The 16,435-nt window shown below is 55.6% G+C and carries 13 protein-coding genes and 1 pseudogene; all 14 read right to left on the reverse strand.

The features are described from left to right. Positions 1-78: 78 nt before the first annotated feature. The 14 genes and pseudogenes from ftsZ to rsmH all read right to left on the reverse strand — a co-directional run bounded on the left by ftsZ (position 79) and on the right by rsmH (position 16,435). On the reverse strand, positions 79-1,236 hold the full coding sequence (gene ftsZ, locus DQM29_RS12670; RefSeq protein WP_111741031.1) for a cell division protein FtsZ: 1,158 nt from the start codon (positions 1,234-1,236) through the stop codon (positions 79-81). A 69-nt stretch (positions 1,237-1,305) separates the two neighbouring features. Then, positions 1,306-2,562, reverse strand: coding sequence for a cell division protein FtsA (gene ftsA / locus DQM29_RS12675; RefSeq protein ID WP_111741032.1), 1,257 nt, complete (start codon positions 2,560-2,562; stop codon positions 1,306-1,308). Beyond that, positions 2,559-3,395 (reverse strand): cell division protein FtsQ, encoded by an 837-nt coding sequence (gene ftsQ / locus DQM29_RS12680; protein ID WP_111741033.1) that lies wholly within the window; start codon positions 3,393-3,395, stop codon positions 2,559-2,561. Before ftsQ ends, ftsA begins: the two co-directional genes overlap by 4 nt. Position 3,396: 1 nt before the next feature. Continuing rightward, a complete protein-coding gene (locus DQM29_RS12685; protein ID WP_111741034.1) occupies positions 3,397-4,308 on the reverse strand; it encodes a D-alanine--D-alanine ligase in 912 nt (303 codons plus the stop codon). Continuing rightward, a complete protein-coding gene (gene murC / locus DQM29_RS12690) occupies positions 4,301-5,728 on the reverse strand; it encodes a UDP-N-acetylmuramate--L-alanine ligase (protein WP_232054961.1) in 1,428 nt (475 codons plus the stop codon). Before murC ends, DQM29_RS12685 begins: the two co-directional genes overlap by 8 nt. Positions 5,729-5,825: 97 nt before the next feature. Further along, a complete protein-coding gene (gene murG / locus DQM29_RS12695) occupies positions 5,826-6,884 on the reverse strand; it encodes an undecaprenyldiphospho-muramoylpentapeptide beta-N-acetylglucosaminyltransferase (RefSeq protein ID WP_111741036.1) in 1,059 nt (352 codons plus the stop codon). Beyond that, positions 6,881-8,089, reverse strand: a complete 1,209-nt coding sequence (gene ftsW / locus DQM29_RS12700; protein ID WP_111741037.1) for a cell division protein FtsW — start codon at positions 8,087-8,089, stop codon at positions 6,881-6,883. Before ftsW ends, murG begins: the two co-directional genes overlap by 4 nt. After that, positions 8,090-9,409 carry a UDP-N-acetylmuramoyl-L-alanine--D-glutamate ligase gene (gene murD, locus DQM29_RS12705; protein ID WP_111741038.1) on the reverse strand — a complete coding sequence of 440 codons (1,320 nt, stop codon included), beginning with the start codon at positions 9,407-9,409 and terminating at the stop codon, positions 8,090-8,092. It abuts the gene before it with no gap. A gap of 2 nt (positions 9,410-9,411) precedes the next feature. Beyond that, the gene (gene mraY / locus DQM29_RS12710; protein WP_111741039.1) at positions 9,412-10,494 is read right to left on the reverse strand and encodes a phospho-N-acetylmuramoyl-pentapeptide-transferase; all 1,083 of its coding nucleotides are present in this window, start codon (positions 10,492-10,494) and stop codon (positions 9,412-9,414) included. After that, on the reverse strand, positions 10,488-11,864 hold the full coding sequence (gene murF / locus DQM29_RS12715) for a UDP-N-acetylmuramoyl-tripeptide--D-alanyl-D-alanine ligase (RefSeq protein ID WP_111741040.1): 1,377 nt from the start codon (positions 11,862-11,864) through the stop codon (positions 10,488-10,490). Before murF ends, mraY begins: the two co-directional genes overlap by 7 nt. Beyond that, positions 11,861-13,360 (reverse strand): UDP-N-acetylmuramoyl-L-alanyl-D-glutamate--2,6-diaminopimelate ligase, encoded by a 1,500-nt coding sequence (gene murE / locus DQM29_RS12720; protein ID WP_111741041.1) that lies wholly within the window; start codon positions 13,358-13,360, stop codon positions 11,861-11,863. The genes murF and murE overlap by 4 nt, the downstream gene beginning before the upstream one ends. After that, positions 13,347-15,113, reverse strand: coding sequence for a peptidoglycan glycosyltransferase FtsI (gene ftsI, locus DQM29_RS12725; RefSeq protein WP_111741042.1), 1,767 nt, complete (start codon positions 15,111-15,113; stop codon positions 13,347-13,349). The genes murE and ftsI overlap by 14 nt, the downstream gene beginning before the upstream one ends. Positions 15,114-15,177: 64 nt before the next feature. Continuing rightward, positions 15,178-15,498: a cell division protein FtsL gene (gene ftsL, locus DQM29_RS12730; RefSeq protein WP_111741043.1), complete on the reverse strand. Its 321-nt coding sequence runs from the start codon at positions 15,496-15,498 to the stop codon at positions 15,178-15,180. After that, a pseudogene (rsmH, locus tag DQM29_RS12735) lies at positions 15,495-16,435 on the reverse strand (16S rRNA (cytosine(1402)-N(4))-methyltransferase RsmH). Before rsmH ends, ftsL begins: the two are co-directional and overlap by 4 nt.

Consider the following 16,435-nt stretch of genomic DNA (forward strand, 5'->3'; position numbering starts at 1 on the left):
CATAGCATATACTATGGTTTCCGCCTTACTTTAACATAAAGAGCGGAGAATCAAAATCATTCAGCGTATTCAGCCGAATTAGTCAGCCTGCTTACGCAAAAATGCCGGAATGTCCAGATAGTCCGGTTCTTTGCTCGGCTGTACGCTTTGATCGTTAACCACTTTCGCCACAGCCGGCTTGGTTTCCTGCTGCTGAAGCGGCGCCAGACCGTGCTGGCCATAGCGATGGTCAACAGGCTGAGGCGCGGGTGATTTAGAAACCAGCGTAATTTCAGGACGCTTGTCCATACCGATGCCGGTCGCGACAACAGTAACGCGCAGCTCATCGCTCATCTCTGGATCCAGAGAGGTACCGATAACCACAGTTGCGTTATCGGACGCAAAGGCACGGATAGTGTTACCGACGGTTTCAAACTCGTCCAGACGCAGGTCAAAGCCGGCAGTAATGTTAACCAGAACGCCGCGAGCGCCGGATAGGTCGATATCTTCCAGCAGCGGGCTGGAGATCGCCATTTCAGCAGCCTCTTCGGCACGGTCTTCACCGCGCGCTACGCCAGAGCCCATCATCGCATAGCCCATTTCGGACATAACGGTACGCACGTCAGCGAAGTCTACGTTCATCAGGCCGGGGCGAGTAATCAGCTCAGCAATACCCTGCACAGCGCCTTTAAGCACGTCGTTAGCCGCGCCGAACGCATCCAGCAGAGAGATACCGCGACCCAGCACTTTTAGCAGCTTGTCGTTCGGAATAGTAATCAGAGAGTCAACGTGCTTGGAGAGCTCGGCAATGCCCTGCTCTGCAAACGTCATGCGCTTTTTGCCTTCGAAGTTAAACGGCTTGGTCACTACCGCAACCGTCAGGATGCCCAGATCCTTCGCCACTTCGGCAACGACTGGTGCAGCGCCGGTACCTGTACCGCCGCCCATGCCCGCTGCGATAAAGACCATATCGGCCCCTTCCAGCGCTGCGCGGATCTGCTCACGGTCTTCTTCCGCCGAGTTACGGCCCACTTCTGGGTTCGCACCGGCGCCAAGGCCTTTGGTGACACAGCTACCGATTTGGATAGTCTGGCCTACCGCTGTTTTTCTCAGTGCCTGAGCATCGGTATTGATGGCGAAGAAGTCCACGCCTTCAATGTGCTCACGCACCATGTGTTCGACAGCGTTACCGCCGCCGCCGCCAACGCCGATGACTTTAATCACCGCATCGTTGGTTAGCTCCATCGGTTCAAACATAGTCTCTCTCTCCGTTTTTGACGCTTAACGGTGAATTATCGCCTAAAACACGTCAATTGCACCACTAAATTAAAATTCTTTACGCAACCAGCCGCTAATACGCTGCGCCCAACTACGCACCGATGTTCTTTTTTCTACATCAGACTCTCCCCGAAGGTGAGACTCTTTACCGTAGTGCAGTAGACCTACCGCCGTTGAGTAGTAAGGCTCTTGCGCATAATCCGTTAGTCCCGTGATGTTCAGCGGCTGCCCGATACGCACCTGCGTATGGAACACTCGTTGAGCACACTCCGCCAGACCGTCAATCTGAGCGGCTCCGCCGGTAAGTACAATACCCGCGGCTAAATGATGTTTTACGCCCTGCTGGCGAAGCTGTTCCTGAACCTGCAGGATCTCATCGTTAACCAGATTCAGCAGTTCGGTATAGCGCGGCTCGACCACGTCTGCCAGCGTTTGACGCTGCAGGCTGCGGGGAGGACGCCCGCCCACGCTGGGCACTTCTACCGTTTCATCTTTGCTCACTAGCGATCCCATCGCGCAGCCGTGACGCACTTTAATGGCTTCCGCATCAGTCGGCGGGGTACCAAAGGCGTAAGCAATGTCGCTAGTGACAACGTTGCCAGCGTAAGGGATGACCTTGGTGTGTCGCAGCGCGCCGCCGGTATAGATGGCAATATCCATCGTGCCGCCGCCGATATCGATCACACATACGCCCAGCTCGCGTTCATCTTCCGTTAACACAGCATAGCTTGCGGCAAGGCCGGCAAATATCAGTTGGTCAACTTTTAAACCGCAACGCTCTACGGCTTTGACAATATTTTTCGCCATATCGTTATGGCAAGTAATCAAGTGCACTTTAGCCTGCATGCGCACGCCTGAAAGGCCGACAGGGTTTTTGATGCCTTCCTGATAGTCGATGGCGTATTCCTGCGGGATCACGTGCAGAATGCGGTGCTCGTCGCGCACGCGGACGGATTTCGCGGTATGCACCACGCTCTCGACGTCTTCCTGCGTCACCTCTTCTTCAGAGATAGGCACCATGCCGATTTCGTTCTGGCAGCTAATATGTTTGCCGGACAGCGCCAGATAGACAGACGCAATTTGGCAGTCCGCCATCAGCTCAGCCTGATCGATAGCACGCTGCACTGACTTCACCACTGACTCAAGGTCGTTTACGCCGCCCTTGTCCATACCTCTCGACGGGCAACTGCCGACGCCGATAATGTTGACCATACCGTCAGGCAGCACCTCACCAACCAGCGCGGCGACCTTCGCCGTGCCGATTTCCAGTCCTACCACCAGTTTTCTGTCTGTCGATTTGATCATTGTCGTTCTGCCTGACTCTGTTGTTGTGTCCAGTCAGATAAAATATTCTGACCATCAATAAATGCGGGCGCCCAGCCTACTGCTGCCCCGGTGTCGTAACGCATGTCCAAAGAGGCAATGCGCTTATCCTCTGGCGCCTGCTTGAGCAGCATTGGGTAGAGTGCGATAAACCGCGTAAGCCGTTGAGTACGGTTTTCTCTGCCCAGTTCAATGCGGACATCGTTGTCCAACACCAGCTGCCACGAGCGACGCTCGCTCATTGACACCGTTTTTAACGTAAACTTGGCTTCCGCCAGCGCGCTGCTCATGCTGTTATAGCCTTCCAGCACCTCTTTCTCGCCGCCTTCCGGCCCGTACAGCATCGGTAGCGAACGATCGCTGACCCGCTCTGCCGGCACGCTGAATACGTTACCGTCTTTATCCATTAGTTGAAGATCGTTCCAGCGAGCATAGGGAACGTACTCAACGATGTGTATCTTTAGTTCGTCAGGCCACTGCTTGCGCACGCTGGCCTGCTTAATCCACTTAAGGTGCAGTATCTGCTGCTGCAAAACGTCGACATCCTGTGACATAAAAGTACCCGGCGAACCGGATGAGAGCACGGCCTGACGGATATCATCATCCGTCGTAATTGCCCGCTCCCCAGTCACAACCAGACGAGACAGCGGAAGCCGCTGCGGATCGCTCATCCACTGCACAACAGCCCAGCATCCCCACGCCATGGTCGCAATTACCATCAGCAGAAAAACGATGCCGACTAGCTGCGTTCCATTGCTACGCCCGGAGCGCCTTTTTTCCTGCTCCTCCCGGACGTTTCGTGCCGCCTGAGACATATCAGTCAGCCAACGCCAGGATCTTTACAACCAGTTGGGAAAAACTCAGGCCGCTCTCACGCGCAGCCATCGGCACCAGACTGTGGTTAGTCATCCCCGGTGCAGTATTCACTTCCAACAGATAAAACTGACCGTCGCTGTCCAACATCACGTCAACACGACCCCAGCCCCGACAGCCAACGGCACGGTAAGCAGACATCGCTAAATCCCTCAGGGCCTGCTCTTTGTCAGCGTCTAAGCCGCTTGGGCAAAAATACTGTGTCTCATCGGACAGGTATTTCGCCTGATAGTCATAAAATACGCCAGCAGGCTGAATGCGGATAGACGGCAGAACCTCATCGCCCAAGATGGCAACTGTAAATTCAGGACCGCTTAGCCACTTTTCTACCAGCACGCTGGTATCGTGCTGGAAGGCGCTTTCAAGAGCCGGTACCAGCTCTTCGACGGCGTTAACTTTACTCATACCAACGCTAGAACCTTCACAGCTCGGCTTGACGATCAGCGGCAGGCCCAGGCGGGCAACGATCGCCTGCGCGTCAACCTTCGCCAGATCTTCACTCTTTAGCGCCACGTAAGGCGAAATCGGTAAATCAGCGCCCTGCCACAGCAGCTTAGTACGCCACTTGTCCATCGTTAGCGCTGAAGCCATTACGCCGCTGCCGGTATAGGGTAGACCAAGAAACTCCAGTACGCCCTGCAGCGTGCCGTCTTCACCGCCGCGACCGTGCAGCGCAATAAATACTTTGTCGAATCCATCCGCTTTCAGCTGAGCAACCGGATAGGTTTTCGGATCGATAGGATGGGCGTCAACACCCGCCTCTTTCAGCCCGGCAAGCACCGCTGCGCCTGAATTTAGTGATACTTCACGCTCTGCGGACGTTCCGCCAAAGAGCACAGCGACTTTCTCAGCCATGATTTTCCTCGTTTGTATTTATTGACTGTAACTTTAAATCTGCTAATCGGCGCGCCACGCGCCCAATGTTTCCAGCGCCCTGCATCAGCACCAGATCGCCGCCGCGCACAACCTGCGACAGCATCTGCGGCAGTTCGTCCGCGTTGGTCACTAAAATAGGATCCAGCTTGCCGCGGCCGCGAATAGTGCGACACAGAGAGCGGCTGTCCGCGCCGGGGATCGGCGGCTCGCCTGCGGAATAAACGTCAAGCATAAACAGCACGTCAACCTGAGACAGTACGTTAGCAAAATCGTCATACAGGTCGCGGGTGCGAGTATAGCGGTGAGGCTGGAACACCATCACCAGACGGCGCTCTTTCCAACCGGCTCTGGCGGCTTTGATAGTCACGTCCACTTCGCTAGGGTGATGGCCGTAGTCATCAACCAGCATGATGTCGCCGTCTTCCCTCTCGAAGCTGCCCAAGAAGTCAAACCGCCGACCGGTTCCCTGGAAGTTAGCCAGCGCCCTGATGATCGCCTCGTCTTCGATCCCCTCTTCCGTCGCTGTCGCAACAGCCGCCGCGGCGTTCAGCGCGTTGTGGCGGCCAGGGGCATTAAGCATAACCTTCAGATCGCTGCGATCCTGACGGCAAAGAGTGAAGAACCCTTGAGAGCGAACCTGCTCGTAGTCTTTTACCCTGACGTCCGCATCTTCGCTAAAGCCGTAGGTAATGACCTGACGCCCAACCTGAGGTATTAATTCGCGCACGACCGGATCGTCAATACACATGACTGCACGACCGTAGAACGGCAGGTTGTGTAAAAACGTAATAAACGTCTGCTTCAGATTTTCGAAGTCGCCCTGATAGGTATCCATGTGGTCGGCTTCAATGTTCGTGACAATCGCAACCATCGGCTGCAAGTGCAGGAACGAAGCGTCGCTTTCATCAGCTTCAGCAATCAGGTAGCGGCTGCAGCCCAGCGCGGCGTGAGTGCCTGCGGCTTTTACCAGACCGCCGTTAACGAAGGTCGGATCCAGACCGGCCTGTGCATAGATGCCCGTAACCATCGCCGTAGTGGTCGTCTTACCGTGTGTACCGGCAATAGCGATACCGTGACGAAAGCGCATGATCTCTGCCAGCATTTCTGCACGGCGGATAACCGGAATGCGCGCTTCCCGAGCGGCAACCACTTCAACGTTGTCTGCCGGGATCGCCGTAGAAACCACAACGACGCTGGCACCCAGCACGTTTTCCGGGCGATGGTTGAAATGAATTTCAGCCCCTAGCTCGCTCAGCTGCTGCGTGACCGCGTTCGGCGCCAGATCGGAACCGCTGATGTGATACCCTTCGTTGGCCAGCACCTCAGCAATGCCCCCCATACCCGCGCCGCCGATGCCGACAAAATGGATATGCCGAACCCGGCGCATTTCAGGCACCATGGTGCGAAGCTTTGCTAGTCGCTGTCTGTCTACACACTCGTTCACTGTATTCTTTTTACTCTCGTTAACCCGCGGGGATCGCCCGCAAAAATCTCATTTATTTAGCGACGCTTTTAACCACGTCGGCCACTCGCTGAGTGGCATCGGGAATCGCTATTGTTTTCGCCTGCATCGCCATCGCTAAAAGGCCAGAGCGGTTAAGCTCCTCCAGCGCAACGGTGAGCGTATCGACGTTAAACTGTGGCTGTTCAATAATCTTCGCCGCTCCGGCTTTTTCCAGCGGCAGCGCGTTCCAGTACTGCTGGCGATCTTTATGCATAAAGGGCACAAAAATGGCCGGGAGCCCCGCCGCCGCAATCTCGCTAACGGTTAGAGCACCGGAACGACAAACGACAACGTCAGCCCATTCATAGGCAGACGCCATGTCGTCAATAAATTCAGTAATTTTATGGTGGGTCATCCCACGCTGCTCGTAGTCTTTCTGAACGCTTTCCTGCGAGCCTTTTCCTACCTGATGCCAAATGGCGATTTTGTCACCCAGCCGCTCAGCGGCCTGAGGAACCGTTTGGTTCAACACGCGAGCGCCCTGGCTGCCGCCCACGACGAGTACGCGAATAGGCCCGCTGCGTTCAGACAGGCGAACCTCCGGTGCTGGTAAAGCCAGCACGTCAGTGCGTACCGGGTTACCCACGACGTCCGCATTCGGAAACGCGCCGGGAAACGCCTGTAGGACACGAGTAGCAATTTTAGCCAGCCAGCGGTTAGTTAAGCCCGCAATGCCGTTCTGTTCATGGAGCACCACAGGAATGCCGCAGCGCCACGCAGCCAGCCCACCGGGGCCAGACACATAGCCTCCCATGCCGAGCACCACATCAGGCTGGTAGTTGCGCATAATGGCCTTTGCCTGACGAACCGCGCGGAAGATGCGAAACGGCGCGAGCAGCTGCGCAACAATACCCTTACCGCGAAGGCCGGAGATAGTAATGAAGTCAATCTCGATTCCGTGTTTAGGCACCAGATCTGCTTCCATTCTGTCCGCTGTACCCAACCAGCGAACCTCCCAGCCCTGCGCCATCAGGTCGTGCGCGACAGCCAGACCGGGGAATACGTGCCCGCCAGTGCCACCCGCCATAACCATTAAACGCTTCTGCTTCATCGAGAACCCCTTACGTGCGCCTGGCAATTAACCAAACGCGTTTCATAATCTATTCGCAGCAGCAGCACCAGCGCCACTGACATCACCAACAGGCTCGAACCACCGTAGCTGATAAGCGGCAGGGTCAGCCCCTTGGTTGGCAGAATTCCCGCCGAAGCGCCCACGTTAACCAAAGATTGGAAGCTAAACCACAGGCCGATTTCACAGGCTAAAAATCCGGCGAACCGCTGATTGGCTTCTAGCGCGCGGCGCCCAATCTGCATCGCTCTAAAAGCGACGAAGAATACCATTAAGAGCACTAAAACCACACCCAAATAGCCCAATTCTTCACCAATAATGGCAAAAATGAAGTCGGTGTGGGCTTCTGGCAGGTATTCCAGCTTCTGAACCGAGTTGCCTAGCCCCTGCCCCCAGAGCTCGCCTCGGCCAAACGCCATCAAAGACTGAGTCAGCTGATAACCGGCACCAAAAGGGTCTGCCCACGGATCCCAGAACGACGTTACCCGGCGTAGACGATAAGGCTCAGCAATAATCAGCAGCACCACTGCAAACACGCCGGAGCCGATAATCGCCAAGAACTGCCACAGCTTGGCACCGGCTAAAAACAGAACGCCTAGAGTGGTCACAAACAGCACGATAACCGTCCCTAGGTCAGGCTGCGCCAGAAGAAGCACGGCCAGCACCACCATCACGCCCATCGGCTTACAGAAGCCCCAAAAATTGTTGCGAACTTCGTCAACCTTACGAACTAAATAGCTGGCCAGATAGAAAAACAGCGCCAGCTTTGACAGCTCCGCAGGCTGGATCCTCAGCAGACCTAAGTCAATCCAGCGGGATGCTCCTTTAACCGAACTGCCTACAACCAGAACCACGAGCAGCATCAGAATCGCGATCATCAGGATGACCGGACTGTATTTCTGCCACAGCGACAGCGGGATGCGAATGGCCACCAGCGCAACGATAAAGGCTAAGCCGATATAGACCGCATCACGCTTAGCAAAGAAGAACGGGTCATCTGTATAGCGCTGAGCAATGGGCATCGATGCCGACGTCACCATAATAAAACCAACAATCGCCAGACCAAACGTGAACCACAGCAAAGTGCGATCGTACATCACGTCGCAGTCTGCTGCGCTGTTCTGGCGACTGCCGTTGACCCACTGAGTAAAGCGAGCCAAAGGCTGGTTAAAACTCAACAGGCTCATTTAGCCTAACTCCTGAGCCAGACGGGCAAACTCGTGCCCTCTCAGCTCGTAATTTTTGAACTGATCCAGACTGGCGCAAGCAGGCGATAGCAGCACCGTGTCCCCAGGCTTCACGCGACTGGCGATCTTCGCCATTGCTTCTGCCATAGTTTCCGTCATTTCGGCAATTTCCGGGCGCAGGTTAAACAGCGCCTCACGGTCTCTGCCGAAACAGTAAATACGCACACGATCCCCCATCAGGTGGGAACGCAAAGAAGAGAAATCGGCCGACTTACCGTCACCGCCTAACAGCAGGTGCAGCACGCCCTCAACCTGAATGCCGTTAAGCGCCGCTTCCGTACTGCCGACGTTGGTTGCTTTAGAGTCGTTAATCCAGCGCACGCCGCCGTTATCCCATATCAGCTGGAAGCGATGCTCCAGACCGCGAAATTCGGTAAGCGCCTGCAGGCTGGATGCTCTCGGCAGGCCAACAGCGTCAGCCAGCGCCAGTGCCGCCAGCGCATTTAGGTAGTTATGCTGACCAACAACCTTCATTTCTGCGGTGTTCAACACCTTTTCACCGCGAACCCGCAGCCAGGTTTCACCCTGTTGACGACTAAGGTGGTAATCACCGATATCCACGCCAAAGCTGACGCAGCGTTCATCGGCGCCGTGCAGCGGCATGGTAAGCGCGTCGTCTGCGTTAACCACACAAACCTTTGCATCGTTATAAATGCGCAGCTTGGCTTCACGGTACTGGCTCATTCCCAGCGGATAGCGATCCATGTGGTCTTCAGTGACGTTAAGAATCGTTGCTGCCGCCGCATTCAGGTTTGAGGTGGTTTCCAACTGGAAACTGGACAGCTCCAGCACGTACAGCTGGCATTCGTCATTCAGTAGAGAAAGCGCCACCTGACCAAGGTTGCCGCCTACGCCAACCTGCCAACCTGCCGCCTTCGCCATGTCCCCTACCAGAGTGGTAACGGTGCTTTTACCGTTGGATCCGGTAATCGCGACGATTGGCGCCTGCGCTTCGCGACAAAATAGCTCAATGTCGCCAACAATTTCGATACCGGCTGCCGCAGCCTCTTTGAGTACGGGCGTCGCCAGCGCGATACCCGGGCTAACCACCAGCAGATCTGCCTCTAGGATCCAGTCACGGTTCAGGCTGCCTGCGTGACACTCAACGCCTTCAGGAAGCTTGTCCATTCCCGGCGGTGCTGCGCGGGTATCCATGACGCGAGGCGTCACGCCGCGCGACGTAAAGTAATCGACACAGGATAAGCCTGTGAGGCCTAGTCCGATGATAACAACCTGTTTATCCTGATAGTCGATTGCCATAGTTAACGTACCTTAAGTGTGGCTAAGCCAATTAACACCAGCATTAGGGAGATGATCCAAAAGCGCACGATAACGCGCGGCTCCGGCCAGCCCTTAAGCTCATAGTGGTGGTGGATCGGCGCCATACGGAAAATGCGCTGCCCGCGCAATTTGAATGAGCCAACCTGTAGAATCACTGACAGCGTTTCCACGACGAACACGCCGCCCATAATGACCAGCAGGAACTCCTGACGCAGCAGCACCGCTAAAATACCCAGCGCGCCGCCGAGAGCCAAAGAGCCGACGTCACCCATAAAGACCTGCGCCGGATAGGTGTTAAACCACAGGAAGCCCAAACCAGCACCGATAATAGCGGTACAGAAAATAACAAGCTCGCCCGCGTGGCGGATGTAAGGGATGTGCAGGTAGGCGGCAAAGTTGACGTTACCGGTTGCCCACGCTACTAAACCAAGGCCCGCAGCAACAAACACCGTCGGCATAATCGCCAGCCCGTCTAGGCCGTCCGTCAGGTTGACCGCGTTACTGGTACCGACGATAACAAAGTAGGACAGCAGAATATAAAACGCCCCCAGCTGAGGCATGACGTCTTTGAAAAATGGCACCACCAGCTGTGTGGCGGCAGTATCTTTACCTGCGGCATACATAGCAAATGATACAGCCAGCGCAATGACTGACTGCCAGAAGTACTTCCAGCGGGCAATCAGCCCTTTGGTGTCTTTGCGCACAACCTTACGGTAGTCATCAACAAATCCGATAGCGCCGTAGCCCAGCAGCACAAACAGCGCACACCAGATATAAGGGTTACCCAGATTGGCCCACAGCAGAACCGATACGGTAATCGACGCAAGAATCATAATGCCGCCCATTGTCGGCGTGCCGCGCTTGCTGAAGTGAGATTCTGGACCGTCGTTTCGCACGACTTGACCAATCTGAAGCTTCTGCAAATAGGCAATCAGTCGTGGCCCCATCCATAAAGAAATGAACAGCGCAGTCAGCAGGCTGACGACGGCGCGAAACGTCAAATAGGAAAAGACGTTAAAGCCGGAATAAAGAGAGGCCAATAGATCGGCCAGCCATACTAACATTGAACTATCTCCTGTACTCGGTGCACAACCTGCTCCATCGCAGAGCTGCGTGACCCCTTAACTAATATCGTTATCACTGCGTGCTCAGACAGCAGCTGCTTTAAACGCTGGGCAACCGCTTCTTTATCCTGAAGATGTTCACCACGCCCGCTGGCTGCACTTATCGTTTCGCTAAGTGTGCCAACGCTCAGCACTTTATCCACACCGGCAAGGCGAGCCGCCTCACCAACCTGACGATGACACTCAGCTGCGTCATCACCCAATTCACCCATATCGCCCACGACCATGACGCGGTAGCCAGGCATAGTCGCCAGCGTTTGCGCAGCGGCAGTCATAGACCCAACGTTAGCGTTATAGCTGTCGTCTAACAGCAGCTTTCCCTCACCTAATGAAAGGGGAAACAGCCTGCCGGGAACGGCGCCAAGGGTTGCTAATCCGGCTTTCACTGATTCCAGCGTTGCCCCTACAGACAGCGCCAGTGCAGCAGCAGCCAGTGCGTTCGCCACGTTGTGAGGCCCCGGCAGAGGCAGCGTAACGTCTATCTCACCCAGCGGCGTATGCATTAAAAACTGTGAGCCCAGCGGGGTTGCCGTTACTCGGGTCGCATAAAAGTCGACGCCTTCGGTTTGCTGCCCGGAAAATAACCAGACTCGCTTATTCGCCAGCGCATCGCGCCAGCCGTCCAGATCGTTGCTGTCAGCGTTAACAATCGCGACACCGTCAACAGGCAGACCGCCAAAAATTTCGCCCTTCGCCTTCGCGACGCCCGCCAGTGAGCCAAAGCCCTCTAGGTGAGCCGCTGCCAGGTTATTGACCAGAGCGGTTTCCGGCTGAGCCAAATTCACCGTATAGGCAATTTCACCCGCGTGATTAGCGCCCAACTCAATCACTGCAAAGCGATGAGACTTGGTCAGACGCAGCAGCGTCAGCGGCGCGCCGATGTCGTTATTCAGGTTTCCGGCGGTATAAAGCACCTCGCCACACTGCTGTAGAATCGCCGCCGTCATCTCTTTGACGCTGGTTTTCCCAGAGGAGCCGGTCAGCGCTACTACTCTGGCTGGCACCTGCTGCCTCACCCAGGCTCCTAGAAGCCCCAGCGCGATGCGGGTGTCTTTCACTTCAATTTGCGCGATATCAAGAGGCAGGTGGTGGTCTACCACCAGCGCCGCCGCACCTTTCTTTATCGCCTCGGCAGCAAAGTCGTGCGCGTCAAAGCGCTCGCCCTTCAGTGCAATAAACAGGCTGCCTTCTTCAACTTTGCGCGTATCAGTAACGACCGACGTAAACTGACGCCCGATGATATCCTGCGTTCCGGCGATCAGCCTGCCGTCAACGGCGGCCGCCAGCTGAACTAGCGTTGCCGGGATCATGCTAATACCCCTTTCGCCATGCCAAGCAGGCTGGCGACAGTTTCTCTATCCGAATAGTCCAGCTTGCGAGTGCCAATAATTTGGTAGTCCTCATGGCCTTTACCGGCAATAAGCACCACATCATCCTTTCCGGCCTGCATTATAGCGCTAGCCACAGCTTCAGCCCGCCCAGAAATGGCCCGAGCACGACCTGCATCAATAAAACCGGTTAAAATGTCCGCCACGATATCTTTTGGCTCTTCGCTGCGCGGGTTATCGTCGGTTACAACAACGCGATCCGCCAGCCGTTCGGCAACGCCGCCCATTAACGGACGTTTGCCCCGATCTCGATCGCCGCCACAGCCAAATACACACCAAAGCTCACCTTTACAGTGCAGGCGAGCGGCCTCTAAAGCTTTTTCCAGCGCGTCCGGCGTGTGGGCATAGTCAACCACCACCGTTGGACGACCCGGTGCACTAAAAACTTCCATCCGACCGCATACCGGCTCAAGCTGGGCAGTTGTCTCGACCAGCTCAGAAATCTCATACCCCAGCACCAACATGACGCCAAAGGCCACCAGCAGGTTGCTGACGTTGAATGCGCCCATTAGGCGGCTTTCCAGCACCCCGGCACCCCAGCTTGAATCAAAGGATACCGTGGCGCCGTTATCGTGATAGCTAACCTGTGAGGCCTTCAGCCAGCGGCCGCGCCAGTCTGCGGGAAGGTTGTCCTCCATGGTGACCGCTACTGCGTCCGGCATATCCGCTATGTGTCGCAGGCCAACGGAATCATCGACGTTGATGACTGCCTGCCCCACTTGATGCTCGTTAAACAGCCGCCACTTGGCCGCTTCGTACTCTTCCATACTTCCGTGGTAGTCCAGATGGTCACGGCTCAGGTTAGTAAAGGCGGCAGCGGCAAACTTCAGCGCGGCAACCCGAGCCTGCACCAGACCGTGAGAAGAGACTTCCATCGCGGTAAAGGTTGCGCCCGCCTTCGCCAGTTCGTTCAGCTCGCGCTGTACGTCAACGGCGGAGCCGGTGGTATTTTCACTTGGAATAACCTGTCCCAGCAGGCCGTTGCCTACTGTACCCATCACCGCACTGCGCTCGCCCAACAGCTGGCTCCACTGCGCCAGAAGTTGAGTCGTAGTTGTTTTACCGTTCGTACCGGTCACGCCTACCAGCCGCATACGGGCCGATGGCTCGCTGTAAAAGCGCCCAGCAATCTCTGACAGTTTCTGATTCAACCCCTGGATATACACCACGGGAACACCGTGAGAGATAGTCACGCTGCCGTGTTCCGCTTCGCCTTCAGCTTCAGCGATAACCGCAGAAGCGCCCTGTGCGATAGCCTGAGCAATATAGCGACGACCGTCAGCCTGATGCCCTTTTACTGCCAAAAACAGATCCCCTGCCGCAGCCTGACGGCTGTCCAGCGTCATCTCTTTCAGGCGGCACTCTGGGACGTCAATACGCCACGGAGCAAGCAGATCTTTTAGGCTAAGACTCTCCACCGGTAGCTCCTTTCTGATTGATTACGAGTTGGCTCTTCTCTTCTTCCGTCAGGGCGTCTGGCTTAACGTTCATCGTTCTCAGCACGCCGCCCATAATGGCGCCAAACACCGGAGCGGAAACCGCGCCGCCGTAGTACTGCCCGGCAGAAGGATCGTTAATAACGACGACCAGCGCGTAGCGAGGATTGCTCGCTGGCGCTACGCCTGCGGTATAGGCAATGTATTTATTGACGTAGCCACCGTTAGGCCCAACCTTTTTGGCTGTACCTGTTTTAATAGCAATACGATAGCCTTTCACTGCCGCCTTGGTACCACCGCCACCCGGCAGGGCTACGGATTCCATCATATGCACCACAGTACGCACTGTATTTTCCGGGAAAACGCGCGTTCCCTGTACCGGCGGATCGATTTTGGTGATCGACAGTGGACGATAAATTCCGCCGCTGCCGAGCGTTGCGTAGGCACGCGCTAACTGTAACGGCGTTACCATTAGCCCATAGCCAAATGAGAAGGTGGCCCTCTCTATGTCAGACCACCGTTTTTTTCTTATAAATAAGCCACTGCTTTCTCCAACCCCCAAATTGGTAGGCTGAACCAACCCAAAGCGCGTGTAGGTATCTACCAGTGCGTCAGGCGGCATATCCAGCGCCAGGTGAGAAACCCCGACGTTACTGGATTTTTGCAGAATACCCGTCACGGTCAGCTCCGGATAAAGCGCCACGTCTTTAATTTCATGGCCGTTTACCCGGTAAGGACGCGTATTCAAAACGCTATTTTCTTTAATGATGCCCCGGTCAAGCGCCGTCAGCACCACTAGCGGCTTGACGGTAGAGCCCGGTTCAAAGATATCGCTAATGGCGCGGTTGCGGAAAAAGTCGGCGGGAGTGCCCACCCGGTTATTCGGGTTATAGGAGGGGCTGTTGACCATCGCCAAAATTTCACCCGTGTTCACATCCACCAGCACCGCACTGCCTGACTCCGCCTTGTTAGCCGTTACGGCGTTACTCAACTCGCGGTAAACCAGCGCCTGTAGGCGCTCGTCAATGCTTAGCGTCAGGTTGTGGGCTGCCTGACTGTCGACAGAAGAGATGTCCTCAATGACGCGGCCGTAGCGGTCTTTACGCACCGTGCGCTCGCCGGACTTTCCGACCAGCTTGTCTTCAAAGCTTTTTTCGATGCCTTCAATGCCCTGGTCGTCAATGTTGGTAAAGCCAACCACGTGGGCGGTTACAGAACCAGCGGGATAAAAGCGGCGGGACTCGCGCTTAAGGTAAATGCCCGGCAGCTTGAGCTTGCGGACGTAGTCTGCCGTTTCAGAGCTGACTTGACGAGTAACATAAACAAAACGCCCTTTAGGATTGGCGTTGATGCGTTCAGCGAGTTTTTCTAACGGCATACCGGCTACGTCAGCCAGCGCCTTCCAGCGCATATCAGAGGAAATACCTCCGCGCTCGTTAAGTTCTTTAGGGTCGGCCCAAATGGCATTAACCGGCACGCTGACGGCCAGAGGGCGCCCAAGGCGATCGGCAATCATACCGCGCGCGGTAGGCACTTCCTGCACGCGCAAAGAGCGCATATCGCCCTCTTTTACCAGCTTGTCCGGCTCAATAACCTGAAGCCAGGCAGCGCGAGCCATTAAACCCGCCATCGCCAGTACGATAAACAGACACAGCAAACCAAAACGCCAGCTTACAAAGCCGGCTTCATTCTCGGGTCGTTTGACCTTAATTTTATTGGTTCGCGCTGCTTTCATCGTATTTTTAGCCAAGGTTGTATTTATTCCATTAATTTTTTATTTCGCGCTCCGTGCGCAATTTCTATTTCTGAATAACTATCTGTTCTTGATCCGGTGTGACGTGCTGCATATATAGCTTCTCGCTCGCCAACCGCTCGATGCGGCTGTGGTCGGCTAGGGCGTTCTCTTCCAGAATCAGGTTACGCCACTCAATTTCCAACGCTTCGCGCTCTAGGATCAGCTGTTCCCGTTCGGCGGTCAGCAGGCGCGTCCGGTGGCTCGACAGCACCACCGCTACGGCAGAAACCAGTACCAGTACGGTCAACAGCATTGGCAGTTTAGCGTGCAGCAGCAGGTCGTCTTTGATGATCGCCGCGAGGCTGTGGCGCTCATTCGGGATCACTGTTCCGTCCTCTCGGCAATGCGCAGCACCGAGCTTCTGGCGCGAGCGTTAGTGCCGATTTCCTGCTCTGAAGGCATCATTTTGCCAGCGATTTGAGCTTTCTACCGCCGTGCTCTCTCAGCTGCGCTTCCGTCAGCGGAATACCGGCAGGCACCTTCGGCCCCTGACTGTGCTGACGAATAAAGCGTTTAACAATGCGGTCTTCCAAAGAGTGAAAGCTAATCACTGACAGACGCCCGCCTTCGGACAGCGCGGTTAGTGCGCCGTCCAGCGCGCGTTCAATTTCTTCCAGCTCACTGTTGATATAGATACGGATCGCCTGAAAGCTGCGAGTTGCCGGATGCTTGTGGCGATCTTTAATCGGCGTCGCGGCGGCAATAACGTCTGCCAGCTCTTTCGTTCTCGTCAGCGGCTGTTCCCGGTTACGCTCTACAATGGCGCGGGCGATACGCTTAGCGAAACGCTCTTCACCAAAGGTTTTCAGCACCCAGGCGATGTCTTCTTCTTCCGCCTTTAACAGCCAGTCTGAGGCAGAAATCCCACGGGTAGGATCCATTCGCATGTCCAGCGGACCGTCGCGCATAAAAGAGAACCCGCGCTCTGCGTCATCCAGCTGCGGTGAAGAAACCCCCAAATCCAGCAAAATACCGTCGATACTGCCGCTTAGCCCCAGCTCGCTAACATAGGCGGCTAGGTCAGAAAAAGGTCCGTGAATAATAGAGAAACGGGGATCGTTGATGGCAGCCGCTGCCGCAATAGCCTGCGGGTCACGGTCAATAGCGATAAGGCGACCGCTTTCCCCTAGCTGAGAGAGAATCAGACGCGAATGCCCCCCACGGCCAAAAGTACCGTCAATGTAGATGCCGTTTTGCTGAACGTTCAGCGCGTTAACCGCTTCGTCCAGCAGCACAGTGGTGTGCTGAAATTCTGTCGACAT

Source organism: Leminorella richardii, from assembly GCF_900478135.1.
GTDB lineage: Bacteria > Pseudomonadota > Gammaproteobacteria > Enterobacterales > Enterobacteriaceae > Leminorella > Leminorella richardii.